Consider the following 25,017-nt stretch of genomic DNA (forward strand, 5'->3'; position numbering starts at 1 on the left):
CATGGCAATCATTTCAACTAAATATTTGCTCGACCGCGCCCGTAAGCAGGCCTGGGCGGTACCGGCGTTTAATATACATAACGCAGAAACCATTCAGGCAGTTCTTGAGGCCTGTCAGGAGCGGCGCTCGCCGGCAATTCTCGCCGGCACACCGGGCACCTACAAGCATATCGCCTGCGAGGAAATGCTGGCGCTGGGGGCGGCTTACTCCAGCAGCTTTGATATGCCGGTAGTTCTGCACCTGGATCATCATGAGTCCTTTGATGATATTGCCGCCAAGGTTCGGGCCGGTGTCCGCAGCGCCATGGTGGACGGTAGCCATCTGCCGTATGAACAGAACGTCGTCCTGGTACGCCAGGTGGTTGAATATTGCCATCGACACGACTGTAGCGTAGAGGCCGAACTCGGCAGGCTGGGGGGAATTGAAGACGATCAGCATGTTGACGAGGCCCATGCATTTTTAACCGATCCCGAGCAGGCGGTCAGTTTTGTCAAGCATACTGGCATCGACAGTCTGGCGGTGGCGATAGGCACGGCTCATGGGCTTTATGCCCACCGTCCCAAAATTGACTTTAGCCGACTGGATCAGATTGGCAGGCTGCTGGATATTCCTCTGGTACTGCATGGCGGAAGCGGTGTGCCAGATGAAGACGTGAGGCAGGCAATTCAATTAGGCATTGCCAAGGTCAACGTGGGTACTGAATTGAAAATTGCCTTTGCCGATGCGGTAAAAGCCTATTTTGGCCAGCATCCTGACGCCAGCGACCCGCGCTTTTATATGCGTGAAGGGATGGATGCGATGAAAACGGTCATCCACGAAAAAATTACCATCTGTGGTTCTGAAGGGCGTCTTGCCGAAGGGGGTCTCAAGTGATCTATCTGGGCGTGGACGGCGGTGGAACCAAGACTGCTTTCGTATTGATAAATGATACCGGCGAGGTGCTGGCACGCCATGAGTCCGCAACCTGCTACTACCTGAGCGTGGGGATAGAAGCCGCACGCAACGTGGTATTGAATGGGATAAGCGAAACCTGTCATCGGGCGGGAATCACCCCCGATGATATCAGTTTTACTTTTCTCGGGCTGCCGGCATATGGCGAAGTCTCTGCAGATATTCCGCGACTGGATGCCCTGCCGCAGCCTCTACTCAGTGCCGAACATTACCGGTGTCATAACGATATGATTTGCGGATGGGCGGCAAGTCTGGGTTGTCGGGACGGTATCAATGTCGTCTCTGGCACCGGTTCTATCGCTTACGGTGAACATCATGGCCGCAGCGCGCGTTGCGGCGGCTGGGGGGAACTTTTCAGCGATGAAGGCAGCGCATACTGGATCGGTTGCCAGGCGCTGAATTTATTTTCGCGCATGTCGGACGGTCGATTACAAAAAGATCTGTTCTACGACCTTATTCACGAAAAATACCCCTGCAGTAGCGATCTTGATATCTGCGATCTGGTTTTCAATCAATGGAAAGGTGACCGGGGGAAAATAGCATCACTGGCGCCCATAGCCTGTGAAGCTGCTGTTGCTGGTGATCGGCAGACGCGCGCTATTTTTTTCCAGGCGGCAAAAGAACTGGCGCTGATGGTCGACACACTGCGCGGCTTATTGGAATACGGCGCTGATGAAAGCGTGCGTGTTTCCTACACCGGCGGCGTATTCAAATGTGGCGATGTCATTCTTGAGGCCTTTGCTTATGAGCTCTCCAGATTCAATGGCAATTACCATATATCCCTGCCCGAATATCATCCCAGTCTCGGTGCGGCAATTTATGCCGCCAAATTAAACGGTCACCCGCTCTCTGAGCAGGCATTAGCAAAATTATCATTTGGGGGTTGTAATGAGCAATAAATCCTGGATTGTTTATACCTTTATGGTGGTCATCACTTGGGGGGTGTGGGGGGCGTTCAGCGCTTGGCCGACAACCCATTATGGTTACCCCGATCAGTGGATTTACATTATATGGTCCCTGACAATGTTGATCCCCTGCTGGTTTTCACTGCGTGGGCAACGCTTTGACACGTCAGGAACGGCTATCCTCTATGGCTGCTTGATCGGTTTTACCGGCGCGGGCGGCCAACTGCTGCTGTTCAAAACGCTCGCCATGGGAGCGCCTGCCTACCTGGTTTTCCCGATTATTTCCATTTCACCGGCCATTACCGTAATGATGTCGCTGGTAATGCTGAAAGAACGAGTGAATAAACTGGGAGCTCTCGGTGTGGTATTGGCGTTATTATCCATTCTGATGTTCAGCATCAGCAGCGGCAATAGTGATAAGGGCGAAGGATTGTTATGGCTGTTCTATTCGGTGATTATCTGCATCGCCTGGGGCGTGCAGGCTTTTTTCATGAAGAGAGCATCCAATCTTGGCGTTAAAGACAGTTCGGTGTTCGGTTATATGACTCTGACCGGTATTGTACTGGCGCCGGTTGCCTGGCTGATGCTGGCAGACAAAGGGGCCAGTTATCCGCTGATGGCCACACTTGCCACTGCGTTTATTCAGTTATTAAATGCCGTAGGTGCCTTATGCCTGGTCATGGCGTTATCCCGCGGCAAGGCGACGATAATCGCGCCCTGCACCAATGCCTTGGCGCCCGTATTGACCGCGGTCATCTCGTTGATTGTTTATCAGTCAATGCCGGGGGCATGGGCATTAGCCGGTATTGTGCTGGCGATTTCAGGGTCGACGATGATGGTGTATTCTGAAGAGAAACAAAACGCGATAAAATTAAGTACTGCTCTGTAAATTATTTCCATTCGTCATCGCCCGTTTTTATTATGTGTGAAACACAGGGGATGCCTGCGCTTATGATTTTACCGGAGTAATAGATTTATGAAATTTCCTTTGGCAGTAATGTGTATGGCTTTATTTAGCGGCAACCTCTTTGCTGAGACTATCAATAATTCAACGGTGACTTTTGATCATCAACCCATATTGACGACCCAGCTTGCAGCAACGCCGCCAATGGGCTGGTCAAGCTGGAATTATTATGGTGATAGAATAAATGAAAAAGTGATAATTGATACTATAGATAAAATGGTTTCAACAGGTCTGCGCGATGCGGGTTATATTTATGTCAATATTGATGATGGCTGGCAAAAATACAAAGGATCCCGAGTCGATAATCCACTGGCAATTGATGAAAATAAATTCCCTAAGGGAATAAAATATCTGGCGGATTATGCGCACAAGAAGGGAATGAAATTGGGAATTTACAGCGGGCCCGGTAATATGACGTGTGCGGGCTATACCGGATCGGAAGGGCATGAAAAAGAAGATGCTGCCCTGTTCGCCTCATGGGGTGTAGACCACTTGAAATATGATTCATGCTGTAGCCATCAGCAAGCAAGTCAGGCTGTGCTGAAAACGGCCTTCGGCAATATGTCAGAGGCACTGAAGGCAACCGGACGGCCGGTGGTCTATCACGCCTGCCATTGCGGCTGGCAGAACATCTGGCAGTGGGGAGCAAAAGTCGGTGCCAATCAGTGGCGCATCGGCCAGGATATCAGCGATGATTTTAACTATCCCGGCCACCGGGAAGATTACTACTTTGATGTGCTGGATATGATAGATCGCGGTGTTGGTCTGGAACAATACAGCGGCAAAGGCCACTGGAATGATTACGATATGCTGATTATCGGGCTGCACGGGCACTCAAAGGAACTGGTGGGAACCGGCGCTTCGGATACTGAATACCGTACGCATTTTAGCATGTGGTCGATACTGAGTTCGCCGCTGTTGATTGGCGCGAATCTGGATAATCTGACGGCCGAAGATCTGGCGACGCTGACCAATAAAGAAATCATTGCTCTGAACCAGGACCCCCTAGGGCTACAGGCAAAAAGAGTGGTCAGTAACGGCGATTTGCAAATATTCGCCAAACCGCTGGCAGATGGATCCTGGGCGGTCGCTTTACTGAACCGTTCGAGCCAGACCGCCATCATGAGCCTTAATATCCAACAGGACCTGGACCTGCCCTGGAAGAAAATGCTGGTGCGTGATATAGGGGCAAAACGCGATATGGGTGCATTCGAACAGCGCTATTCCACCGAAGTCCAGTCTCATGAAGCCAAGATGCTGGTTATTCGCAGTGGCTGGTAGCTACGCCAAAATAGACTTAAAAAAACCGTCTCGGCCGTCCCTTGCCCGCCTAGGTGGATACCACGGCATCAGCAGGTAAAAGGTCGGCCGGGGACTACGGTAGCCATTTTAAGACTTCTTTCTTTTTGAATTAATGGAGATTAAATATAATTTAGCGCGTGATAATAATGTAAAAACTCTTTGTTTAATTACTGTTTCAAGTTATCGGCGCAGGATGAGTTTTCTATCAGGGAGGATGTAATGAAACGGATCACGATTCCACTGTTGGCGCTCATTCTGGCCGGATGTACTCATGAAAAAAATGCCCTCATTGAGCAGGGCAATTATAAAATAGATCGCGGCAATTATACGGTAGACACTCGCATTACTTCCGCTAACGCCAATGAGCGCATTCGCTTTTTGGTGATGCATTATACCGCTGTGGATGACAAGGAATCCCTTCGCCTGCTGACCCAGCCTGATGGTGGGGCCAGCGCCCATTATCTGATTCCTTCCGTGCCTGCGGTTGACGGGGGAAAGCCGGTGGTTCTGGGACTGGTGCCGGAGAGAAGGCGCGCTTGGCACGCGGGGGTGAGTCACTGGGCGCAGCGTGATAATCTCAATGATACGTCCATTGGCATTGAAATCGTCAATCTTGGTTTTACCGAGGGGTTGACGGGCAAACATTGGTATCCTTATACACCGGAGCAAATCGAACTGGTCGCGCGGATGGCGCAAGATATCGCAACACGATATGGTATTTCGCCTGATAATATCCTGGCCCACAGTGACATTGCTCCTCAGCGAAAACATGATCCAGGCCCGTTATTCCCGTGGGAAATGCTGGCTAAGCGTGGCATAGGCGCATGGCCTTCAAAAGAGGCGGTAGTCAAATACCTGGCTGGCCGAGACCCCGCAGCAACCGCGTCAGTCAAGGTTATACAGACCGCCCTGGCCAAATATGGCTATCAAATCCCGCAGAATGGTGAGCTGGATGAGGAGACCAGAAAGGTGTTGATTGCCTTCCAGATGCATTTCCGGCCATCGGATATCTCCGGCTCAGCTGATGCGCAGACCGAAGCCCTGGCCTTGGCGCTGGTAGAAAAATACCGTCAGTAAGCAAGGCGCTTGGTGCCGGCGTCAACCGGAGGCTGATAGGCTTTGGCCCTATCAGCCTCCCGGGCTCCAAACAGGCCTATTCTGTGACAGCGCTCGGGTAAATGGCGATTTACATGTCGCCTTGGGACAGAAGATCGTGCTGAAATGAGCGAAACTTACGCAATTGTTAACACAAAGCCCGTGTAATAAGGTAAAATAATTTATCGTTACAGGCATAAAGTTAACATTACGGAGGTATTCCTGTCATGAATTCCAGCAGTCAGCACTTGAATGAAGGTTCCGCACAACCCATTACCACCACGTTGTCCGGTGTCATTACCAAATCTCCCAGCCGTATTAAAAGCACTACCGGTCGTCCCATGGTCAAGGCCACAATTCTGGCTGAAAGCGAAAAGCGCAGCTCTTATCCGCTGACCGTTGTGGGGTTTGATATCATGGCGCTCGAATTAATGGCCCATTTGCGGGGCCAGCGCCTCAAGATTACCGGCCGTATGGAATGGAATGGTGGGTATTCCATCGTTGCCGATCAGATTGTCGCCGTCTGACCACTGCGCTTTGACCAACATCCCGCGAGTCCCCTTGAACTGATTCCTGCTTAATCGCTTTTTTTAATATGTCTGATGCACGACTTCAATCGTCCATTATTTAATCAGTTATATGCACTTTTTGGGCATGGTTCGTCAGTTGAAACAGGCCGTTGGATCGCTGCGTTGTCACCGATGCACGAACAACGGTTATTTTCTTTTTTAGCATTTTATCAGCGAGTTATGGGCCATCGCTTCGAATTTGCATAGACCATGCATCGTTGCTTGTGAAGTATGATGAGTGAATAAATAATAATAAAAAAAACCTTGCTATCAGAATCTGCCTGTGTGTAAATAGCGTCATCGGTTTGTAGAACAGACCTATTTATGAATGTCATTTTAGTAAAGTTGTTCCGGTTTAAACGATGTCAAAATCGCTTCTCCGAGGAATTTCCTTCTCTAGTGCTCCCATAAGTAATTCCTGACAAACAGACCACAATCGCCTTATGGCGGCCCAACTACTATGAAGGATATATCCTATGTCTAATAAAATGACTGGTTCAGTAAAATGGTTTGACGCTGGTAAAGGTTTTGGCTTCATCACTCCTGCTGACGGCAGCAAAGATGTGTTCGTTCACTTCTCTGCCATCCAGAGCAATGATTTCAAAACCCTGGACGAAGGCCAGCAGGTCGAGTTCAACATCGAACAAGGCCAGAAAGGCCCGTCAGCAACTAACGTTGTTGCGCTGTAATTTACAGCCTGGCTACTTAAGCGCCTGACCTTGAGTCTTCTGCAGCTCTGACTGTGAATGACAAAACAGCGCTTTCGGCCTGAAAATTTTAGAACCTCGGCTTCGCCGGGGTTTTTTTTGATCTCGATTCCGCTGCCTTGTTCTGAGGCTTATAGTCCTTTCTTCGTTATTGTCATCTCCGCCATTACCAGCTTAACATTCTTTTATATGCTTAAATCTATTAAACTGTGCTAACGGAGACCGGCGGTCCTTGCCATGATGGCGTGATTGCTTTCTCTAGGGACGGAGTCCGCAAGCGGTTGTTCGCTGAAATCTTCCGCTGGGAACGTCTTACCTGCTTCAGCCATTCAAGACTTATCAAGGACATCAAGCATGAAGAAGATTTTTGTTGCGTTACTGCTGGCAACATCTGTTTCCGGATGCGCGGGAGCGCCGGAATATGCTGAAGTGATAACCACGCCAGCCCCGCAAGGTGTTGCAGGCGTGTGGCAAAGCGCAGGTCCTCAGAAGGCGCTGGTCAGCCCAGATGCCATGGCCAGTTTCCTGGTCAGCCCACAGGGTAAAACGGTAGACTGTCGGCAATGGGAACGTACGATTGCCAATCCTGGCAAGCTGATTATCTGGAAGGGCGAGCTCTATAATATCAATGCCAAGAATGAGTTATTCCCGATAAGCATTACCCAAGGCACGATGCATTACGGTAACCTTAACCTTGTCAAAGTGAAGGAGGCGACAGAAGAGTGCAGCGTCCAGGCCAACCCCGTGCAGGCGGTCAATCCGAAGCCACAATCTGCCCATTTGACGGAACGCCATACTCATAAAAAAGGTATCGGCATGTCAGATAAAGACTGATAGCCACCGGCATCGAGAGCGGCGACTTGACTCAGGCGGTTGCCGTTTTTTGGCGGCCTGACGCTGGTGAGAAAACCATCCTGACAAACACCCATACCCGCCAGCTATGGCTATCCACTGAGATTCGACAGCAGCCAACGCATCGGTATGACCGTCACCATTATCCGCCAGCTATGGCTATCCACTCAGATTCGGCAGCAGCCAACGCATCGGTATAACAGCCATCATGCTGCAGAAATGCGAGACAAAATGAGTAGTCTGCGGTGTCCCGACATTTAGCATGCGCTGCCTGGTCGGGGAAGATCCTGGTCTGCTGATGCGAATGTTTAAATTTTCTGCACTAAGCGCTTGCAGCTGGCTTTTATGATATAATACAACCAGACGTTATAGGGCCCTACCCCCGAGACTTACCTACCAATTTTCACGCTTTTGCCCCCGAGATCCGCAAGGCATAGGCGTGACGACCGATAAACCCGATGGATAGGCTAGCAACAGCGCTGTTCAGAGTTTTCCTGATTTTGGTAAATAAATTGAAAATTCTCACTTTTTTTGCCGATTATATCAGATAAAGGGTGTCAAACCATTCACAGCATCGTCAAACAATACTCTGTCCACGCTGCTGATACTCCATCGACTAAAGAATGAAGCTTATGCCGCACACACAAAAAATGTCCATCGCGCTCCTGCATCCCCGTTACTGGTTTACCTGGTTCGGGTTAGGGGTGTTGTTTCTACTGGTCCAGCTCCCCTATCCGGTTTTACGCCGGTTAGGGGGGGTGCTTGGCAGAGCTTCACGGCCTTTCCTGAAACGTCGGGTTGCCATCGCCCGCCGAAATTTGGAATTGTGCTTTCCACTGATGGATAAAACCAAACTGGAACAGACCATCACTGATAATTTCAGTTCTCTGGGCATGGGGCTAATGGAAACCGGTATGGCCTGGTTCTGGTCTGATGCTCGCGTCAAACGCTGGTTTGATGTTTCAGGGCTGCACAATCTGCAGCGCGCTAATCAGCATAACCAGGGTGTGATGGTGATTGGGATTCATTTTATGTCATTGGAGCTGGGCGGTAGGGCTATGGGACTTTGTCAGCCGATGATGGCGATGTATCGTCCCCATAACAATAAAGCTATGGAATGCGTCCAAACCTGGGGACGGATGCGTTCCAATAAGGCAATGCTTGATCGTAAAGATTTACGCAGCATGGTCAATGCGATGAAACAGGGTGAAACGGTATGGTTTGCCCCAGATCAGGATTACGGCCCCAGGGGCAGTATTTTCGCCCCGTTTTTTGCTGTTGACCAGGCGGCCACTACCCGCGGCACTTTTACCCTGGCCCGTCTGGCTAAACCCAAACTGGTGCCGGTCGTGCTTATCCGTAAACAGGATGGCAGTGGGTATCAACTGCTGATCCAACCGCAACTGGATGACTACCCCCTGGATGATGAAATGGCGGCGACGGTTTACATGAATAAAGTCGTCGAAAAAGAAATCATGCGTGCTCCTGAGCAATATCTTTGGCTGCATCGTCGGTTCAAAACCCGTCCGAGCGGTGAATTATCGCTATACCTCTGATGCTGTTGAGCATGAAAACGCCCTTCAGAGCCCCTGCTCAAACAGGATAGATTAGTCATGCCCATTTCGTATTGAATACGCTTTGGCTAAACACGGCGGCCAGTGTGGGCTATTTCTTGTCATTTATGAGAAATATGTTGTCTGTTGGCCAAAATATTTATAAAATCTCGCCGCCGAAAACAGGAATAAGAATAGTCTGTAATTCACTTTAATAATATTCATTATATTCAAATTAAACGGAATTTGATTAATTAATTCGGCGGCTTAAAATATCGTTAATGTATCTTCTTGAAAAGAAAGGTCATTTTCAGGGCGATAACGTTGTTTCTATTTTGAAATGCAGAAGACGGCAGTAATATTAAGATTTGTTACTAATCTTACAAAAAATTACCGCTACACCTTTGCCTCTAATTCGCTACACTAGCACACATTCCAAACTCTGATTCATCACACATATTTCGATAGGTAGATTATGTTACGCACAGGTCGTCTTCGCGCTATTTCATTGCTGACTGTCATGGGTTTGTCCCTGGCGAGTGTTTCAAGCTTTGCTTCAACTGATATATTTACCGCTTTGGATGATCCTTCCACTGCTAAGAAAAGCTTCGATGGCAACATTCAGGCGGGATACAATGCCCAGAGCGGCAACTCGCGAAATTCCTCGCTGTCTGCCAACACGACCATGACCTGGTTCCAGCCCTCGAATGCCTACAGTATTTGGGGTGAAGCGCTGAATAATTCCTCTGACGATCAGCGCTCAACCGAAAAGTATCAGGCGGGAGCCCGTGCGCGTCATAACCTGGATGACGATAATTTCCTGTTTAGCCAAGGCAGCTGGTTAAGCGACCGTTTTAATGGTTACCGTTCACGTTCAACCTTTACCGCCGGCTACGGCCGTCAGGTACTGAATGGCCCGATTCATACCTTGCGCCTGGAAGCGGGTCCTGGCGTTCGCCATGACGAGTTTCAGGGCGGTGGCAACACCACCAAGGCACTGGCCTATGGCGCAGCGTCTTATTCTTATCAGTTGACTGATAATACCAAGTTTATCCAGGGCGTATCGGTATTGGCCAATGATGATACCACTCTCAACTCTGAAACCGGTTTGAGCGTAGGTATCAACGATCATTTCGCCTTGAAAGTGACTTACAACGTGACGTATAACAATAACCCGCCGGACAGTGCGCCTAAGCATACCGATACCCGTACTGCGGTATCGCTGGTTTACGGTCTGTAAAGCCCAGGAAAGGCTGATTACCGCCGGTCGGTCAGGCGGCGACAAAAGCGCCCACGGGCGCTTTTAGTCTGTTCAACCCTTGAGGCCAATTTCACCAACGCGGGGGGTGTAAAAGTTAATCACTCTTTCAAAAGGACATTATTGGCGCCTGAACATCCTTAAAGCTTCCCCCCTCTGTGTTAGTGTTTCATGCGAGGAGGCGGTATTTTTCCGGGTTAAAATGTTATTTTAGTCTCATTCCTCACCTTAAAGCGATCTTGTACTGGACAAATTGCTTGTCAATTGATGTACTAGCCCACGACACAGAATTTGTGTCTATCATTTATTTAAAGGTAAGTTTGATGTCTAAGATTAAAGGTAACGTTAAGTGGTTTAATGAGTCCAAAGGATTCGGTTTCATTACTCCTGAAGATGGTAGCAAAGACGTGTTCGTACATTTCTCTGCCATCCAGAGCAATGGTTTCAAAACCCTGGCTGAAGGCCAACGCGTAGAGTTTGAAATCACCAATGGCGCCAAAGGCCCTTCGGCTGCTGACGTTACTGCTATTTAATAGCCAGTTTCTGAAAAACCCGCTCTGTGCGGGTTTTTTTATGCCTGAAATCGGGTTGAATCCCCAGTGGGGAATGTAGCGGGTTATTCCTCCGCCTCTCCTTAGCTCTTGGTGCTGTAGTCTGGCTTGTTTCTTGAGTGGCCGGCATGACGTAAACTGTTACAGATAACGCTTGTGCTGCCATTTTATTAGCGGTAAAACGAGCGGAAGACGTATTCTGGCTTGAATTTCCTGCCCCCATTTATCAAGAAGGTTTTTATGGAAGGTATCAGCATTACCAAGCTGTTAGTTATAGGCGCTTTAATCGTTTTACTGTTCGGCACCAATAAGCTGCGCAGTCTGGGGGGCGATCTGGGTGCGGCCATCAAGGGCTTCAAGAAAGCCATGAGCGATGATGGCGCCGCTCAGAAGACCCAGGCTGATGACGCAGCCATTACGCCACAGGCCGTTGACCGGAAAGATTGAGCAAGACTGCCTCAGCTCTCATGTTGCAGATCCTGGCCGGGGGTAATGCGAAATTAACCCGGCATCAGCCTGCTGTAAAAAAGGATGGACTGAGTCCATCCTTTTTTGTTTTCTTGGCAAACACACCGGCTAAACGCGGTGCGGACCGGATTTACGCTGAGTCAAAGGGTAACAGGATATGTCCTGTTATTTGACTTCCATCCCCTTGGCCTGAAGATCGGCATGGTAAGAGGAGCGTACAAACGGTCCGCAGGCCGCATGGGTAAAGCCCATGGCCAGCGCTTCCTCTTTCATTTCATCGAACTCTTGGGGACTGACATAGCGTTTGACCGCCAGGTGATGGCGGCTGGGCTGAAGGTATTGACCCAGAGTCAGCATGGTTACACCATGACGACGTAGATCGCGCATGACATCGACGATTTCGGCGTTGGTTTCGCCCAGTCCAACCATCAGGCCTGACTTGGTCGGCAGGTCCGGGTTAGCTTCTTTGAAGCGTTCAAGCAGCTTAAGCGACCAGTTGTAATCAGCCCCGGGGCGAACCTGACGATACAGGCGCGGCACATTTTCCAGGTTATGGTTGAATACATCCGGCGGCGAGGCGTTGATAATATCGAGCGCTTTATCCATACGGCCACGGAAGTCCGGCACCAGCGTTTCAATTTTGATGGTCGGGCTCTTGCGGCGAATGGCACTGATGCAATCGGCAAAATGCTGGGCGCCACCGTCGCGCAGGTCGTCCCGGTCCACCGATGTAACCACGACATAGCGCAGTGCCATATCGGCAATGGTCTGGGCCAGCTTCTCTGGTTCATTGGCGTCAGGTGTCACCGGGCGACCGTGTGCCACATCGCAGAATGGACAGCGGCGGGTACAAATCGCGCCCAGGATCATAAAGGTTGCGGTACCGTGATTAAAACATTCAGCCAGATTCGGGCAGGACGCTTCTTCGCAAACTGAGTGCAGGCCGTTTTTACGCATGGCGGCCTTGATACCTTGGATGCGCGAAGAATCGGCAGGCAGTTTGATTTTCATCCATGCCGGCTTACGCAAGATCTCTTCACGCTCGACGGCGACGGTTTTTATCGGGATTAATGCCATTTTATCGGCATCGCGGTATTTAACGCCGCGTTCCATCTGAATCGGTTTGCTCATAATAATGGGGGTCCAGGCCCGAATTTGACGGTGAGAATACATGCTTTAGGGCATGTTATTCATTTGTTCAAATATATTTGAGAAATCTTTAAAAATTATAACATGGATTGCTGGTCACTTTGAATGCAAATCCACCGTGGGCGATAAAATGCAAGTTACTGACAATCAATAGATTACCTGTCGCCCGTTTTCCTGGAGGGTCACCGGTTGCTCCACCTTCAACAACGTCAGGCAGGACGCAATTAGCAATGGGGCGACATCCCGCGTCTGGATGCCCGCTACAAAGTGGCTTACCTGGGTCATCTCCAGCCCCGCATAGCCACAGGGGTTGATGCGCAGGAAGGGAGACAGGTCCATCGCAACATTCAGCGCCAGGCCATGAAATGAGCAGCCATGGCGGATGCGCAGACCCAGGGAGCAGATCTTTTTTTGATCGACGTAGACGCCCGGCGCATCTGCTCGGGCATAAGCATTGATATCCAGTTGAGCCAGGGTATCGACGACCGTCTGTTCCAGCACGGTGACTAACTGCCTGACGCCCACTTTGCGACGCTTGAGGTCAATCAGCACATACAGGATCTGCTGTCCAGGCCCATGAAAGGTTACCTGTCCACCGCGATCGCTCTGTATCACCGGAATATCCCCGGGCATCAGCAAGTGTTCCGCCTTGCCGGCCTGGCCCTGGGTAAACACCTGCGGGTGCTCAACCAGCCACAGTTCATCCGGAGTACGCGCATCGCGGCGGTCGGTAAAATCATGCATCGCCTGGGAAATAAGCTGATAGGGCTGCAAGCCAAGTTGGCGAACAATCAAGGATTCTGCCACGGGAACTCCTGGTTACAGCACCATGCGAACGATATCAATACTGCCCAGTTCTTCGTACAGCGTTTCGACCTGTTCGATATGCGTGGCGGTGATAGTAATAGAAACTGAGTGATAGTTGCCCTTGCTGCTGGGTTTCACCTGCGGACTGTAATCACCAGGCGCGTGACGCTGAACCACCTCAAGCACTTTACCCACCAGTTCAGGCTGGGCCGAGCCCATCACTTTGTAGGTAAAAGCGCAGGGGAATTCGAGCAGTTCATTTAATTTGGTTTTCATTGGTACTCCAGGTAACGATTATGGCCATTTTGCAGTAGCCATAATGAACACTCCCGCTGATGCGGGAGTGTAAAAGATAACCTATTATATGGGGACTTGTTTACCGATGACAAGGTGCGGCGTAATTAACCGAACCAGCGATGGAACATCAGTTTGATATAATCGATCATTTTGCCGAAGATATTCCCTTCTTTGACTTCGTTCAGCACCACTAACGGACGCTGTTCGATGGTCTTTCCATCCAGCTGGAAGTTGATGGTGCCCACCTGCTGGTTTTTGGCCAGCGGCGCGTGCAGCTCCTGGCTGTCGAGCACATAGCTGGCTTTGAGATCTTTCATCCGGCCGCGCGGAATAGTCAGGAAAGCATCCTTGTCGACGCCCAGATTGACGTTGTCCGTATCGCCAAACCATACCGGCTCAGAGGCAAACTCCTTGCCGGCTTTCAGCGGGGCTACGGTTTCAAAAAAGCGAAAGCCCCAGGTAAGCAGTTTGCGGGTTTCGTTTTCACGGCCCTTGGCGGAATGCCCGCCCATAACGGCGGAAATAAGCCGCATCTGGCCTTCGGTGGCCGATGCCACCAGATTGTAGCCGGCCGATTCGGTATGGCCGGTCTTGATGCCGTCCACCGCCAGATTGGTATCCCACAGCAGGCCATTACGGTTCATCTGACGGATATTGTTGAAGGTGAATTCTTTTTCTTTATAGGTGGCATACTCATCAGGCACATCGCGAATTAGCGCTTTACCGATCATGGCCATATCGCGGGCAGAACTGTACTGACCCCGCGCATCAAGGCCATGCACTGTCTCAAAATGGGTGTTGGGCAGACCCAGTGCTTTGACGTAGTTATTCATCAGTCCGACAAAGGCGTCCTGACTGCCTGCGACATAGTCAGCCATCGCGACGCAGGCATCATTACCCGACTGCAGGATAATGCCGCGGTTAAGCTCCGAGACCGGCACGCGATCGCCGGGCTTGAGAAACATCAGCGACGACCCCTTGAATACCGGATTGCCGGTTGCCCAGGCGTCCTTGCTGATCGACACCACGTCGTTAGGCGTAATTTTACCCGATTTGATCGACTGGCCGATAACATAGCTGGTCATCATTTTGGTCAGACTGGCAGGGTCACGTCGAGTATCGGCATTGAGTTCCGCCAATACCTTGCCGGAGTTGTAATCAATCAGGATATAGGTTTCGGCATCAATCTGCGGAACACCGGGGATCATGGTTTTCAGATTGATATCGTCTGCAAAACCAGGGGCGACAGCGCCAAAGGCGATAGCGGTACCCAGGGCCAGGCGCTTGAATATGTGGTGAGTTATTACGCTATTCATGTCAGGACAGCAGCATCCGTGGGAGTAAGTTAAAATCGTGCCACACTATAGCAGATGTAAAATACCCCGGCATCAGGCAATCTGCGGCCAGACCCGTCTTAACCTTTTAATAATGTTTCAGGCCCGGTGAGCCAGGCCATGTTAAGGCTGTAAATCAGGCCATGTTGAGACTGTACATAAAGGCGCAACCCCGGCGTGTGCCGGGGTCGAGATGATTGTCAGGCGTTAAAGACTGTCGGTGGTGATAAAAGAGGGCTGTTGGGCTTCGCTGGCCAGACGCTGGGAGAGCGCATTTGCCTGCTGGCGGCTGCTGAAGGGGCCCAGCTGAATGCGATAAAGATTGCCGTTCGGGGTGATTTTGCCGGGCACGCCAAATCGCTGGCTGAGGCTTTGCTGCAGGGAAATCGCCCGCTGACGATCGCCTACCGCGCCAACCTGGACCAGGTAGCCGCCCGAAGCAACCGCACTGGCGGCCGCAGTTGGAGCAGCGCTGGCGGACGCAGCTGGAGCAACCACGGCTGCAACCGCCGTTGCCGGAGTGGACTGGGGTGACTCAATGACGCCCGGCGGCAGGGGCTGCGGTGCGCCGAGGAACCCACCGCGGCTGGATTGCGGCGCTGAGTCCATCACCGGGCGGGCCTCAGGCTGGACGATATCGGTGGCGGAAGCGGCTGGCGATAGGTTATCCGTTCCGGTCATTACCGGAGCCGCAGTGCCACTCTCACCCGACATGGCCGGTGCGGCGCCACCGAGGTCAGGCCGATCGGGCAGGGCATAGCTTTGCTTGGCGACCACGGTGCCGATAGTACCCGGGCCGGACAAGGTGCCGTCTGGCGCCACCTGGATATAGTCCACCTTCACCCGGCTATTATTGGAGATATTCAGTCGATCGCCGGCGGCGCGGGTCAGATCAATGATCCTGCCCGGTTTGTAAGGGCCGCGGTCGTTTACCCGGACTACCAACTGCCGACCGTTACTGATGTTGGTGACCCGCACGTAGCTCGGCAGCGGCAGGGTAGGATGGGCTGCCGCCAGTGCATAGGCGTCAAAGGTTTCGCCGTTGGCGGTGCGGGTACCGTTGCTTTCGCTGTCATACCAGGATGCCAGGCCGGTTTCGCTGTAATTTTGTGGATTCTGGTTGATGCGGTAGGTTTTGCCATTGACCTGGTAATCCTGGCTGTTGGCTGGATTAACCGGTTCATAGCGCGGTTCAGCGCCGCTGATTTCGACGACCGGACCGTTATAGGTCTGTGCCGGGGCGGTGGGCGTCGAAGCCTGTTCATTAGTGGTACATGCCGAGAGCATGAGTCCTATCATGCCGATACAACACCATTGCTTACGCATTGCTCACCTCTAGAGATTTTTCGACAACATTTTTCGATGAGTATGTATCGACATGACGATACCAAACCCCGCCATCAGGACAATCAAAGCGGAACCGCCGTAACTCACCAGCGGCAGCGGGACGCCGACCACCGGTAAGATACCACTAACCATGCCTATATTCACGAAGACATAAACAAACAAAATCAACATCAGGCCGCCGGCCATGACACGGCCAAAGGTGGTCTGGGCGCGGGCGGCAATGATCAGTCCTCGCATGATGATACACAGATATAGCCCCAGCAGAACCAGCACGCCTATCAGGCCCAGTTCCTCGCCCAGCACGGCAAAGATAAAATCGGTGTGGCGTTCGGGCAGGAACTCCAGCTGAGATTGGGTGCCATGCAGCCAGCCTTTACCGCTCAGACCGCCTGACCCGATGGCGATTTTGGACTGGATGATGTGATAGCCGGCACCGAGCGGGTCGCTTTCCGGGTCAAGCAGCATCATTACCCGGTCGCGCTGGTAGTCATGCATCAGGAAGAACCAGAGTATAGGCACAAAAGCGGCCACCAGCACGGCGGCAACGGCGATAAGTTTCCAGCTCATACCGGACAAGAACAGCACAAACAATCCTGACGCGGCGATAAGGATACTGGTGCCCAGATCGGGCTGCGCCGCCACCAGCAGGGTAGGCAGGAATATAAGTACCAGAGCGATACCGGTATTTTTCAGCGACGGTGGGCAGCTGTCGCGATTGATGAATCGGGCGACCATCAGCGGCACGGCGATTTTAGCGATTTCAGAGGGCTGGAATCGCACGAATCCCAGATCCAGCCAGCGCTGCGCCCCTTTGCTGATTTGGCCGAAGGCGTCCACCAGTATCAGCAGGATCACGCAGACGATATAGAGATAAGGTGCCCAGGATTCATAGACCCGGGGCGGTACCTGGGCCATCACCAGCATCACCAGCAGCCCCATCAGGATCTGGCCGACTTTACGCTCCATCATGCCTAGGTCCTGCCCACTGGCGCTCCACATCACCAGCGCGCTATAAGCCAGCAGCAGTGTTATCAGGAACAGAAACATCACATCGATATGAAGCCGGGCCCATAATGCGCCCAGTACCCCTTTCTGCTGGTTATCGGTCATGGTTGTTTAATCACCTTCCACCCCCGGCGGAGCAGGCTGCTCGGCCGGAAGGTCAGTTGTATTGTCGCCGAGCATGATATGGTCCAGAATCTGGCGGGTAATGGTCCCCACCGCAGGCCCGATACCGCCGTTTTCCAGCACTACCACTACCGCAACTTCCGGTTTGTCGTAGGGCGCATATGCCGTCATCAATTTATGGTCGCGCAGCTTTTCTGCAATCTTGTGGGCATTATAGGTTTCATTGGCTTTCAGCCCGTAAACCTGGGCGGTACCCGATTTGGCCGCCGCCTTGTAGGGTGCGTCGGCAAAGCTCTTGCGCCCGGTCCCGTTCGATCGGTTGGCGACGCCGTACATCCCGTCCTTGGCGATTTCCCAGAAGCCGGAATGGGGTTCGCCGATATGCGTCTGCTCAGGCTGGCGGTAAGGCAGCAACTGACCGTTCTCCCGGGTGCTGTGCAGCAGATGCGGCACTCTGACCTGGCCGTCGTTAATCAACGTCATCAGCGCCTTGGACATCTGAACCGGCGTTGCGGTCCAGTATCCCTGGCCGATACCGACCGGAATGGTGTCCCCCTGGTACCACGGCTTCTTGAAACGCTTTTGCTTCCATTCACGGGTCGGCATGATGCCGGCGCGTTCCTCGGAAAGATCGATGCCGGTGTAGTCTCCATAGCCAAAGCGGGTCATCCAGGCGGACAGCTTATCGATGCCCATGTCATAAGCGACCTGATAGAAATAGGTATCGGCCGATTCTTCCAGGGCCTTGGTCACATTGAGGCGGCCATGGCCCCATTTTTTCCAGTCGCGATAACGTTTTTCCGACCCCGGCAGTTGCCACCAGCCCGGATCGAACAGTGAAAAATTCTTGGTGATCGTGCCCTCGGTCAGAGCCGAGACCGCGATAAAAGGTTTGACTGTCGACGCCGGCGGATAGACGCCCTGGGTAGCCCGGTTGATAAGCGGCCGATTATCATCCAGCAGCAGGCCCTGATAAGCCTTGCTGGAGATACCATCGACAAACAGGTTGGGATCATAACTCGGGTTGGACACCAGGGCCCGGATGCCACCATCGCGTGGGTCCGACACCACCACCGCCGCCCGGCTGCCGGCCAGCAGTTTTTCAATATAAGACTGCAGGTGCAGATCAATGGTCAAATAGATATCTTTGCCCGCCTGCGGCGGCTGTTCATGCAGTTGACGAATCACCCGGCCGCGGTTATTGACCTCAACCTCTTCATAGCCGGTCTTGCCATGCAGGGTGTTTTCGTAAAAGCGTTCGATCCCCAGCTTGCCGATATCATGGGTGGCGCTGTAGTTGGCGTAGATGCCTTCCTTGTTCAGGCGTTCGACATCTTTATCGTTAATTTTGGAGACATAGCCAATGACGTGGGTCAGGGCGGAACCATAGGGGTAATAGCGGCGCTGGTAGACTTTAATCTCAACCCCGGGAAAGCGGAACTGATTGACCGCAAATCGGGCCTGCTGTACATCGGTCATGCCGATTTTTAGCGGCAGCGAGGTAAATCGGCGCGAGCTTTTACGCTCCTTCTCGAAAGTGGCGATATCATCCGCGGTCAGATCGACTATCGGCGTCAGGGCGTTAATCGTCGCCGCCAGATTATCGACTTTCTCAGGCACCAGTTCCAACTGGTAGATACTTCTATTCAGAGCAAGAGGGATGCCGTTGCGGTCATAGATAATGCCGCGGCTGGGCGCGATAGGCACCAGCTTGATACGGTTGGCATTGGAGCGGGTCTGATAGTCATCATGACGCATGATCTGCAAATGATAAAGGTTGACTGTCAATACGCCACTCAGCAGCAGAATACCGGTAAATGCTACCAGCGCACGGCGGACAAACAGGGCCGATTCAGCTGAATAGTCGCGAAAGGGGTTGCGTTCTATTTTCATTCCGCGAAGTTATTTCACTGTGAAAATCGTCACCGCATTACTCGCGATGATAGGGATGATTGGTCGTAATGCTCCAGGCACGATACAGGCTCTCCGCGACTAATACCCGCACCAGCGGGTGTGGCAAGGTTAACGGCGACAGTGACCAGCTCTGCTCTGCAGAAGCCTTGCAGACCGGCGCCAGCCCTTCAGGGCCGCCGATAAGCAGGCTGATATCCCTGCCGTCAAGCTTCCAGCGCTCGAGTTGGCGAGCCAGTTCGGGGGTTTGCCAACGCGAACCGGGAATATCCAGCGTCACGATTCGGTTCCCTTTTCCTACCGCTGCCATCATCTGCTCGCCTTCCTTTTCAAGGATACGGCCAATATCGGCATTTTTACCGCGTTTTCCTGCCGGTATTTCGGTCAGTTCAAACGGCATATCCCTGGGAAAGCGCCGTAAATAGTCGGTGAATCCGGTTTGCACCCAGTCGGGCATTTTAGTGCCGACGGCGATCAACTGCAGCTTCACCCATCAGCTCCAGAGCTTTTCCAGCTCATAAAGGCGACGGCTTTCTTCCTGCATGACGTGAACGATGACATCGCCCAGGTCGACAACGATCCAGTCGGCGACGCTTTCACCTTCGACGCCAAGGGGCATCAATCCGGCAGCGCGGGACTCCTGAACGACGTGATCTGCAATTGACATCACGTGGCGGCTGGAGGTGCCGGTACAGATGATCATGCAATCGGTAATACTGGATTTACCCTTTACATCGACAGAAATTATATCCTGACCTTTAAGATCATCTATTTTGTCAATAACGAAGTCTTTGAGCGTGTTATCTTGCAAAGGTTCCCCCTTCGGTGTGCTTTGCCTGCGCGGTTCTGGATGAACAGCGCTGTGAGTAGAGTGATTGTCCGGAAAATGGCGTGAGCGTGTTGTGGCGCCACCGGCATAAACGGCAAATCAAGCCGCGGAGTATATCACGGGCGCGCAGACTAGCGATATAAACCCTGCGCGTCAATATAGCGCAGCACCGCAGGGGGCAGCATTTCATCGCAGGCCAGCCCCTGGTGACGCCGGTCGCGGATCTGGCTGGCTGAAATCGGCAGCAGCGGCGTTGATGCCAGGTAGATGCAGCCAGCCGGCTGGCGGTGGAGCTGGCCGATATCGTGGGTCACATGCGTTTCGAGCCAGGATTGCCATTCAGGCTCTGCCATATGGGTGGCATAGCCGGGTCTGGCACAGACCAGCAGATGGCACAGGGCAAGCAGTTCAGTACCCCGATGCCAGGTCGGCAGGGTCAGCAGCGAGTCCAGCCCGATAATGAACGCCAGCGGCTGGCAAGGCCCCCATTCGCTGCGCAGGTCGGTAAAGGTATCAAATGTCCAGGACGGTGTTTGCCGGCGCAACTCGCGGTCGTCCAGGCTGAACATACCTGAGGGCATTCCGGCCAGCGCCAGCTCAACCATATGCAGACGCTGGCCCGCACTGGCTTCGGGCTGCGCTCGATGGGGCGGCACATTGTTCGGCATCAGAATGACATTATCCAGTCCGACCATGGCGGCCAGGGACTGCACCGTATTGAGATGGCCGTAGTGGATCGGGTCAAATGTGCCGCCAAACAGCGCAATCAGTGGTTTGACGTCACAAGGTGGTGATTCAGGCATTCAGCATCAATCCGGGCAGGTTTTTTCCACACAACAGCAGGGATATCGCGTCGAAATCATCCCAGACAGGATAACCATAGTCCTGCTTGAGGCTGATTTCAACCCGCACCATGGCCGCCACCGCCTGCTGAATCTGTCGGGCTGACAGTCGCTGCAGAGCCTGGGTTAGCAGGGGGCGACGATTCTGCCAGACCTTGTGCTGGTCAAACAAGGCGCGCAACGGCGTCTGGCGCATCGTCCTTTGCAGCGTCAGCAGCAGCATCACCTCACGCTGCAGACTGCGCAGCAGGATAACCGGTTCACTGGCTTCACGGCGCAGCTGATTCAGGATATGGCCGGCGCGCTTGCTTTTGCCGGCAAGGATAGCGTCGACCCAGTGAAAAGGGGTGAAATGCGCGGCGTCATTGACCGCCGACTCAACGCGCAACAGCGTCAGTTTACCATCGGCATAAATCAGCGACAGTCGCTCCAGTGCCTGGGCCAGCGCCAGCAGATTGCCTTCATAGCAGTAGCAAAGCAGCTGGATAGCGGCATCGTCGGCGCTGAGTTTCATTGATTTGGCGCGTGCCGCCACCCAGCGCGGCAGTTGAGCCTGTTCAGGCGTCATGCAACTGATATAGACCGCATTCTGGCTGAGGGACTTGAACCAGGCACTGTTCTCCTGGGCGCGGGTAGGTTTGCTGCCGCGCAGGATCACTATCAGGTCGGGATGCTGCAGGGCCGACAGCTGCAGCAGCTTCTCACCCATCTGCGCGTTGGTCCCGCCATCGGGCAATACCAGCAGCAATGTCTGCCGGCTGGCAAACAGGCTCAGTGCCTGGCAAAGACTGTAAATGTTATCCCAGTCGGTATTTGCGTCGAGGGTAACGCTGAAGTGCTCAGTGAATTCAGCCTTCTGGGCTTCAGCCCGGATACTGTCCTGGCTTTCCTGGATCAGCAGCGGATCGTTGCCGAACAAAAAATAGCAGGGGCGCAATGATTCCTGCAATTGCGCCCCCAGCTGTTCCGGGTAAAGCCGGATCATTTAGCGGCCACACCCGCCGCGTCGGTTTTGGCGCTGGTGGGAGCAGCGTTGCCGGCTTCCTCGGCAGCATGGACTTCCAGCAGCCGGCGAACCAACTGCTGCGCCGCCTGCTGGCGCATTTCCTGGCGGATGATTTCGCCTTCCGCATCTTTGGCAAGCGCAGTCAGCGGGTTGTCGAAGAATGAACGGAACACCCTGATATCGATCGGGTAGAGATCTTTCCCGGGCGTCAATACCTGCGCCTGGACATTCAGGATCAACTGATATTCGGCGGTTTTACCATCCTGGAACACCGAAGCGGTTGACTGGCTTTCGGACGAACCGGTAATGCGCAGCGAAGGCAATGTCTTGCTTGCCGGGTCCGAGTCATCGGCGATGGTCACATCGCTGAGGCGCAGCTCGGCACGTACCGCCCGAGTCAACGGGCCGTACTGATCATAGCTATTCAGGGTCATGGTCTTCATTTCGCTTGGCACTTGAGTGGTGCCGCGCAGATGAAAACCACAGCCTGCAGTAGCCAGCACCACCAGTCCCAGTAAAAATGCTAAAGTACGATGTCGCACGATGCCTCCTTGACTCAACCCACCACCAGGTTAAGCAGTTTACCCGGAACGTAAATCACTTTACGTATCTGGGCCCCCTCCAGATATTTCGCAACCAGATGTTCTTTGGCCGCACGCTCACGTACCAGTGCTTCATCAGCATCCGCAGGCACGGTAATTTTTGCCCGCAGCTTGCCATTTACCTGTACCACAACCAGTTTGGCATCTTCAACCATTGCCGCGTCATCGGCAACCGGCCATGAGGCATTGTCGATATCGCCTTCACCGCCGAGCGCCTGCCACAACGCAAAGCTTGCATGCGGGGTGAACGGATACAACAAACGCACCACCGAGGTCAGGGCTTCCTGCAGCAGGGCTCTGTCCTGCTCGGTTTCCTGGGGGGCGCGAGCCAGTTTGTTCATCAGTTCCATAACCGCGGCGATCGCCGTATTAAAGGTCTGACGGCGACCGATATCGTCAGTCACCTTGGCGATGGTCTTGTGCAGATCGCGACGCAGATCTTTCTGGGCGCTGTTGAGCCCGGTGACGTCAAGCGCGCTTACCGCGCCACGGGAAGTATGGTCAAATACCAGCTTCCAGACGCGTTTGAGGAAGCGGTTCGCTCCCTCAACCCCGGACTCCTGCCATTCAAGGGTCATGTCCGCCGGCGAGGCGAACATCATAAACAGCCTGACGGTATCGGCACCGTATTTTTCTACCATCACCTGCGGGTCGATGCCGTTGTTTTTCGACTTGGACATTTTGCTCATGCCCGCGTAGATGACTTCTCGGCCTTCGTTGTCGGTGGATTTGGAAATGCGGCCTTTGTCATCGCGTTCGACGGTGACATCCACCGGCGATACCCAGATGCGCTCGCCGCCGCTGCCGATGCGATAGAAGGCATCAGCCAGCACCATGCCTTGACACAGCAGACGTTTTGCCGGTTCATCGGAATTCACCAGTCCGGCGTCGCGCAACAGCTTGTGAAAGAATCGGAAATACATCAGATGCATGATGGCGTGTTCGATGCCGCCGATATATTGATCGACCGGCAGCCAGTAATTAGCCGCCGCCGGATCAAGCATACCCTGGTCATAGTCCGGGCAGGTATAGCGCGCATAATACCAGGAAGATTCCATGAAGGTATCAAAGGTATCGGTTTCACGCAGCGCCGGCTGACCGTTTACCGTGGTCTGCGCCCAGGTCGGATCTTGTTTGATCGGGCTCGAAATACCGTCCATGACCACATCTTCAGGCAGCAGCACCGGCAATTGATCATCAGGTGCAGGCACCACGGTGCCGTCTTCCAGGGTCACCATCGGAATAGGTGCGCCCCAGTAGCGCTGACGGGAAACGCCCCAGTCGCGCAGCCGATAGTTGACCTTGCGCTCGCCCACACCTTGGGCAACCAGCTTGTCGGCGATAGCGTTAAAGCCTGCCAGGTGGTCAAGTCCGTTGAATTCACCCGAGTTGAACAGGGCGCCTTTTTCGGTCATCGCCTGCAAAGACAGATCGGGTTCGCTGCCGTCGGCGGTCAGAATGACCGGCGTTATCGGCAGATGGTATTTGGTGGCAAATTCCCAGTCGCGCTGATCGTGGCCGGGGACCGCCATCACTGCGCCGGTGCCGTATTCCATTAAAACGAAGTTGGCGACCCATACCGGGACTTTTTCACCGTTCAGCGGATGGACGGCATACAGGCCGGTTTCCATGCCTTTTTTTTCCATGGTGGCCATTTCTGCTTCGGCTACCTTGGTATTACGGCACTCGTTGATGAAATCCGCCAGGGCCGGGTTGGATGCCGCCGCCTGCAGTGACAGAGGATGGCCCGCCGCCACGGCAACATACGTCACGCCCATGAAGGTATCGGGGCGGGTAGTATAGACCGACAGCTTTTCTTCGCTGTTTTCCACATCAAAGGTGATCTCAACCCCTTCAGAACGGCCGATCCAGTTACGCTGCATGGTTTTGACCTGCTCAGGCCAGCTTTCCAGCGTATCCAGGTCATAGAGCAGTTCATCGGCATACGCGGTGATTTTAACAAACCACTGCGGAATCTCTTTACGCTCGACTTTGGTATCGCAGCGCCAACAGCAACCATCAATCACCTGTTCGTTGGCCAACACCGTCTGATCGTGCGGGCACCAGTTCACCGCCGAGGTTTTCTTGTAGACCAGGCCCTTTTCATAAAGGCGGGTGAAGAACCACTGTTCCCAGCGATAGTATTCCGGCCGGCAGGTGGTGACTTCTCGGCTCCAGTCATAGCCGAAACCCAGCAGTTTCAGCTGGTTTTTCATGTAGTCGATATTGTCGTAAGTCCAAGGCGCCGGAGCGGTGTTGTTCTTGACCGCCGCACCTTCGGCGGGCAGGCCGAACGCATCCCAGCCAATCGGCTGCAGGACGTTTTTGCCGAGCATACGCTGATACCGGGAAATCACATCACCAATACTGTAATTACGCACATGGCCCATGTGAAGTCGACCGGAGGGATAAGGCAGCATAGACAGGCAATAATATTTTTCTTTGCCTGCGTCTTCGGTCACTTTGAAAGTCTGATGTTCTTGCCAGTGAAGCTGAACGTGGGATTCTATCTCTTCCGGGCGATATTGCTCTTGCATGGCAGCCAGTGGTCCTATGGGTTAATACAGCCACGCCCCTGTGTTCGGGCGT

The 25,017-nt window shown here is 53.1% G+C and carries 25 protein-coding genes; 12 read left to right on the forward strand and 13 right to left on the reverse strand.

Going from position 1 to position 25,017, the window contains the following annotated elements:
• Position 1: 1 nt before the first annotated feature.
• The 12 genes from EDC52_RS07470 to tatE all read left to right on the forward strand — a co-directional run bounded on the left by EDC52_RS07470 (position 2) and on the right by tatE (position 11,155).
• Entirely contained in the window at positions 2-874 is an 873-nt protein-coding gene (locus EDC52_RS07470) for a tagatose bisphosphate family class II aldolase (RefSeq protein WP_131864719.1), read from the forward strand.
• Entirely contained in the window at positions 871-1,851 is a 981-nt protein-coding gene (locus tag EDC52_RS07475) for an N-acetylglucosamine kinase (RefSeq protein ID WP_131864720.1), read from the forward strand. The genes EDC52_RS07470 and EDC52_RS07475 overlap by 4 nt, the downstream gene beginning before the upstream one ends.
• Positions 1,841-2,746 carry a DMT family transporter gene (locus EDC52_RS07480; RefSeq protein WP_131864721.1) on the forward strand — a complete coding sequence of 302 codons (906 nt, stop codon included), beginning with the start codon at positions 1,841-1,843 and terminating at the stop codon, positions 2,744-2,746. The genes EDC52_RS07475 and EDC52_RS07480 overlap by 11 nt, the downstream gene beginning before the upstream one ends.
• Positions 2,747-2,833: 87 nt before the next feature.
• Positions 2,834-4,102, forward strand: coding sequence for a glycoside hydrolase family 27 protein (locus EDC52_RS07485; protein WP_131864722.1), 1,269 nt, complete (start codon positions 2,834-2,836; stop codon positions 4,100-4,102).
• A 240-nt stretch (positions 4,103-4,342) separates the two neighbouring features.
• The gene (locus EDC52_RS07490) at positions 4,343-5,200 is read left to right on the forward strand and encodes an N-acetylmuramoyl-L-alanine amidase (RefSeq protein WP_131864723.1); all 858 of its coding nucleotides are present in this window, start codon (positions 4,343-4,345) and stop codon (positions 5,198-5,200) included.
• 245 nt (positions 5,201-5,445) lie between these two features.
• Positions 5,446-5,745 carry a hypothetical protein gene (locus EDC52_RS07495; RefSeq protein ID WP_131864724.1) on the forward strand — a complete coding sequence of 100 codons (300 nt, stop codon included), beginning with the start codon at positions 5,446-5,448 and terminating at the stop codon, positions 5,743-5,745.
• Between the two features lie 518 nt (positions 5,746-6,263).
• The gene (gene cspE, locus EDC52_RS07500; RefSeq protein WP_131864725.1) at positions 6,264-6,476 is read left to right on the forward strand and encodes a transcription antiterminator/RNA stability regulator CspE; all 213 of its coding nucleotides are present in this window, start codon (positions 6,264-6,266) and stop codon (positions 6,474-6,476) included.
• Between the two features lie 372 nt (positions 6,477-6,848).
• Positions 6,849-7,328 (forward strand): hypothetical protein, encoded by a 480-nt coding sequence (locus tag EDC52_RS07505; RefSeq protein ID WP_131864726.1) that lies wholly within the window; start codon positions 6,849-6,851, stop codon positions 7,326-7,328.
• Positions 7,329-7,978: 650 nt separating this feature from the next.
• A complete protein-coding gene (gene lpxP, locus EDC52_RS07510; RefSeq protein WP_131864727.1) occupies positions 7,979-8,902 on the forward strand; it encodes a kdo(2)-lipid IV(A) palmitoleoyltransferase in 924 nt (307 codons plus the stop codon).
• Positions 8,903-9,374: 472 nt separating this feature from the next.
• Positions 9,375-10,139: a DUF481 domain-containing protein gene (locus tag EDC52_RS07515; RefSeq protein ID WP_131864728.1), complete on the forward strand. Its 765-nt coding sequence runs from the start codon at positions 9,375-9,377 to the stop codon at positions 10,137-10,139.
• A gap of 341 nt (positions 10,140-10,480) precedes the next feature.
• Complete coding sequence (gene cspE, locus EDC52_RS07520) at positions 10,481-10,690, forward strand: transcription antiterminator/RNA stability regulator CspE (RefSeq protein ID WP_025244663.1); 210 nt, start codon at positions 10,481-10,483, stop codon at positions 10,688-10,690.
• Between the two features lie 258 nt (positions 10,691-10,948).
• Complete coding sequence (gene tatE / locus EDC52_RS07525; RefSeq protein ID WP_131864729.1) at positions 10,949-11,155, forward strand: twin-arginine translocase subunit TatE; 207 nt, start codon at positions 10,949-10,951, stop codon at positions 11,153-11,155.
• Between the two features lie 186 nt (positions 11,156-11,341).
• Here the strand turns inward: tatE and lipA are convergent, their stop codons facing one another.
• The 13 genes from lipA to leuS all read right to left on the reverse strand — a co-directional run bounded on the left by lipA (position 11,342) and on the right by leuS (position 24,965).
• The gene (gene lipA / locus EDC52_RS07530) at positions 11,342-12,307 is read right to left on the reverse strand and encodes a lipoyl synthase (protein WP_131864730.1); all 966 of its coding nucleotides are present in this window, start codon (positions 12,305-12,307) and stop codon (positions 11,342-11,344) included.
• Positions 12,308-12,472: 165 nt separating this feature from the next.
• A complete protein-coding gene (gene lipB / locus EDC52_RS07535) occupies positions 12,473-13,069 on the reverse strand; it encodes a lipoyl(octanoyl) transferase LipB (RefSeq protein ID WP_230467999.1) in 597 nt (198 codons plus the stop codon).
• Positions 13,070-13,144: 75 nt separating this feature from the next.
• Positions 13,145-13,408 (reverse strand): DUF493 family protein YbeD, encoded by a 264-nt coding sequence (gene ybeD / locus EDC52_RS07540; RefSeq protein ID WP_131864732.1) that lies wholly within the window; start codon positions 13,406-13,408, stop codon positions 13,145-13,147.
• Between the two features lie 125 nt (positions 13,409-13,533).
• Positions 13,534-14,745 carry a D-alanyl-D-alanine carboxypeptidase DacA gene (dacA, locus tag EDC52_RS07545; protein WP_131864733.1) on the reverse strand — a complete coding sequence of 404 codons (1,212 nt, stop codon included), beginning with the start codon at positions 14,743-14,745 and terminating at the stop codon, positions 13,534-13,536.
• Positions 14,746-14,970: 225 nt separating this feature from the next.
• Positions 14,971-16,089, reverse strand: coding sequence for an endolytic peptidoglycan transglycosylase RlpA (rlpA, locus tag EDC52_RS07550; RefSeq protein ID WP_131864734.1), 1,119 nt, complete (start codon positions 16,087-16,089; stop codon positions 14,971-14,973).
• 9 nt (positions 16,090-16,098) lie between these two features.
• Positions 16,099-17,220 carry a peptidoglycan glycosyltransferase MrdB gene (gene mrdB / locus EDC52_RS07555; RefSeq protein ID WP_131864735.1) on the reverse strand — a complete coding sequence of 374 codons (1,122 nt, stop codon included), beginning with the start codon at positions 17,218-17,220 and terminating at the stop codon, positions 16,099-16,101.
• Positions 17,221-17,226: 6 nt separating this feature from the next.
• Entirely contained in the window at positions 17,227-19,131 is a 1,905-nt protein-coding gene (gene mrdA, locus EDC52_RS07560) for a peptidoglycan DD-transpeptidase MrdA (RefSeq protein WP_131864736.1), read from the reverse strand.
• Positions 19,132-19,168: 37 nt separating this feature from the next.
• On the reverse strand, positions 19,169-19,639 hold the full coding sequence (gene rlmH / locus EDC52_RS07565; protein WP_131864737.1) for a 23S rRNA (pseudouridine(1915)-N(3))-methyltransferase RlmH: 471 nt from the start codon (positions 19,637-19,639) through the stop codon (positions 19,169-19,171).
• 3 nt (positions 19,640-19,642) lie between these two features.
• On the reverse strand, positions 19,643-19,960 hold the full coding sequence (gene rsfS, locus EDC52_RS07570) for a ribosome silencing factor (protein ID WP_131864738.1): 318 nt from the start codon (positions 19,958-19,960) through the stop codon (positions 19,643-19,645).
• Between the two features lie 149 nt (positions 19,961-20,109).
• Entirely contained in the window at positions 20,110-20,781 is a 672-nt protein-coding gene (gene nadD, locus EDC52_RS07575) for a nicotinate-nucleotide adenylyltransferase (RefSeq protein ID WP_131864739.1), read from the reverse strand.
• Positions 20,774-21,805, reverse strand: coding sequence for a DNA polymerase III subunit delta (holA, locus tag EDC52_RS07580; RefSeq protein ID WP_131864740.1), 1,032 nt, complete (start codon positions 21,803-21,805; stop codon positions 20,774-20,776). The genes nadD and holA overlap by 8 nt, the downstream gene beginning before the upstream one ends.
• On the reverse strand, positions 21,802-22,368 hold the full coding sequence (gene lptE, locus EDC52_RS07585; RefSeq protein ID WP_131864741.1) for an LPS assembly lipoprotein LptE: 567 nt from the start codon (positions 22,366-22,368) through the stop codon (positions 21,802-21,804). Before lptE ends, holA begins: the two co-directional genes overlap by 4 nt.
• Positions 22,369-22,382: 14 nt before the next feature.
• Complete coding sequence (leuS, locus tag EDC52_RS07590; RefSeq protein ID WP_131864742.1) at positions 22,383-24,965, reverse strand: leucine--tRNA ligase; 2,583 nt, start codon at positions 24,963-24,965, stop codon at positions 22,383-22,385.
• Between the last annotated feature and the right edge of the window lie 52 nt (positions 24,966-25,017).

Origin of the sequence: Biostraticola tofi, from assembly GCF_004343195.1 — a bacterium.
Taxonomy (GTDB): domain Bacteria; phylum Pseudomonadota; class Gammaproteobacteria; order Enterobacterales; family Enterobacteriaceae; genus Biostraticola; species Biostraticola tofi.

Excerpts from the sequence above, each read along its gene's own strand:
- lipB (WP_230467999.1), bottom strand. The coding sequence starts at position 13,069 with ATGCATGATTTTACCGACCGCCGCGATGCGCGTACTCCGGATGAACTG.
- EDC52_RS07495 (WP_131864724.1), top strand. The coding sequence starts at position 5,446 with ATGAATTCCAGCAGTCAGCACTTGAATGAAGGTTCCGCACAACCCATT.
- rlpA (WP_131864734.1), bottom strand. The coding sequence starts at position 16,089 with ATGCGTAAGCAATGGTGTTGTATCGGCATGATAGGACTCATGCTCTCG.
- nadD (WP_131864739.1), bottom strand. The coding sequence starts at position 20,781 with ATGCCTGAATCACCACCTTGTGACGTCAAACCACTGATTGCGCTGTTT.
- EDC52_RS07515 (WP_131864728.1), top strand. The coding sequence starts at position 9,375 with ATGTTACGCACAGGTCGTCTTCGCGCTATTTCATTGCTGACTGTCATG.
- EDC52_RS07485 (WP_131864722.1), top strand. The coding sequence starts at position 2,834 with ATGAAATTTCCTTTGGCAGTAATGTGTATGGCTTTATTTAGCGGCAAC.
- leuS (WP_131864742.1), bottom strand. The coding sequence starts at position 24,965 with ATGCAAGAGCAATATCGCCCGGAAGAGATAGAATCCCACGTTCAGCTT.
- EDC52_RS07490 (WP_131864723.1), top strand. The coding sequence starts at position 4,343 with ATGAAACGGATCACGATTCCACTGTTGGCGCTCATTCTGGCCGGATGT.
- lipA (WP_131864730.1), bottom strand. The coding sequence starts at position 12,307 with ATGAGCAAACCGATTCAGATGGAACGCGGCGTTAAATACCGCGATGCC.
- EDC52_RS07470 (WP_131864719.1), top strand. The coding sequence starts at position 2 with ATGGCAATCATTTCAACTAAATATTTGCTCGACCGCGCCCGTAAGCAG.
- EDC52_RS07505 (WP_131864726.1), top strand. The coding sequence starts at position 6,849 with ATGAAGAAGATTTTTGTTGCGTTACTGCTGGCAACATCTGTTTCCGGA.
- dacA (WP_131864733.1), bottom strand. The coding sequence starts at position 14,745 with ATGAATAGCGTAATAACTCACCACATATTCAAGCGCCTGGCCCTGGGT.
- lpxP (WP_131864727.1), top strand. The coding sequence starts at position 7,979 with ATGCCGCACACACAAAAAATGTCCATCGCGCTCCTGCATCCCCGTTAC.
- EDC52_RS07480 (WP_131864721.1), top strand. The coding sequence starts at position 1,841 with ATGAGCAATAAATCCTGGATTGTTTATACCTTTATGGTGGTCATCACT.
- cspE (WP_025244663.1), top strand. The coding sequence starts at position 10,481 with ATGTCTAAGATTAAAGGTAACGTTAAGTGGTTTAATGAGTCCAAAGGA.
- holA (WP_131864740.1), bottom strand. The coding sequence starts at position 21,805 with ATGATCCGGCTTTACCCGGAACAGCTGGGGGCGCAATTGCAGGAATCA.
- cspE (WP_131864725.1), top strand. The coding sequence starts at position 6,264 with ATGTCTAATAAAATGACTGGTTCAGTAAAATGGTTTGACGCTGGTAAA.
- tatE (WP_131864729.1), top strand. The coding sequence starts at position 10,949 with ATGGAAGGTATCAGCATTACCAAGCTGTTAGTTATAGGCGCTTTAATC.
- ybeD (WP_131864732.1), bottom strand. The coding sequence starts at position 13,408 with ATGAAAACCAAATTAAATGAACTGCTCGAATTCCCCTGCGCTTTTACC.
- mrdA (WP_131864736.1), bottom strand. The coding sequence starts at position 19,131 with ATGAAAATAGAACGCAACCCCTTTCGCGACTATTCAGCTGAATCGGCC.
- mrdB (WP_131864735.1), bottom strand. The coding sequence starts at position 17,220 with ATGACCGATAACCAGCAGAAAGGGGTACTGGGCGCATTATGGGCCCGG.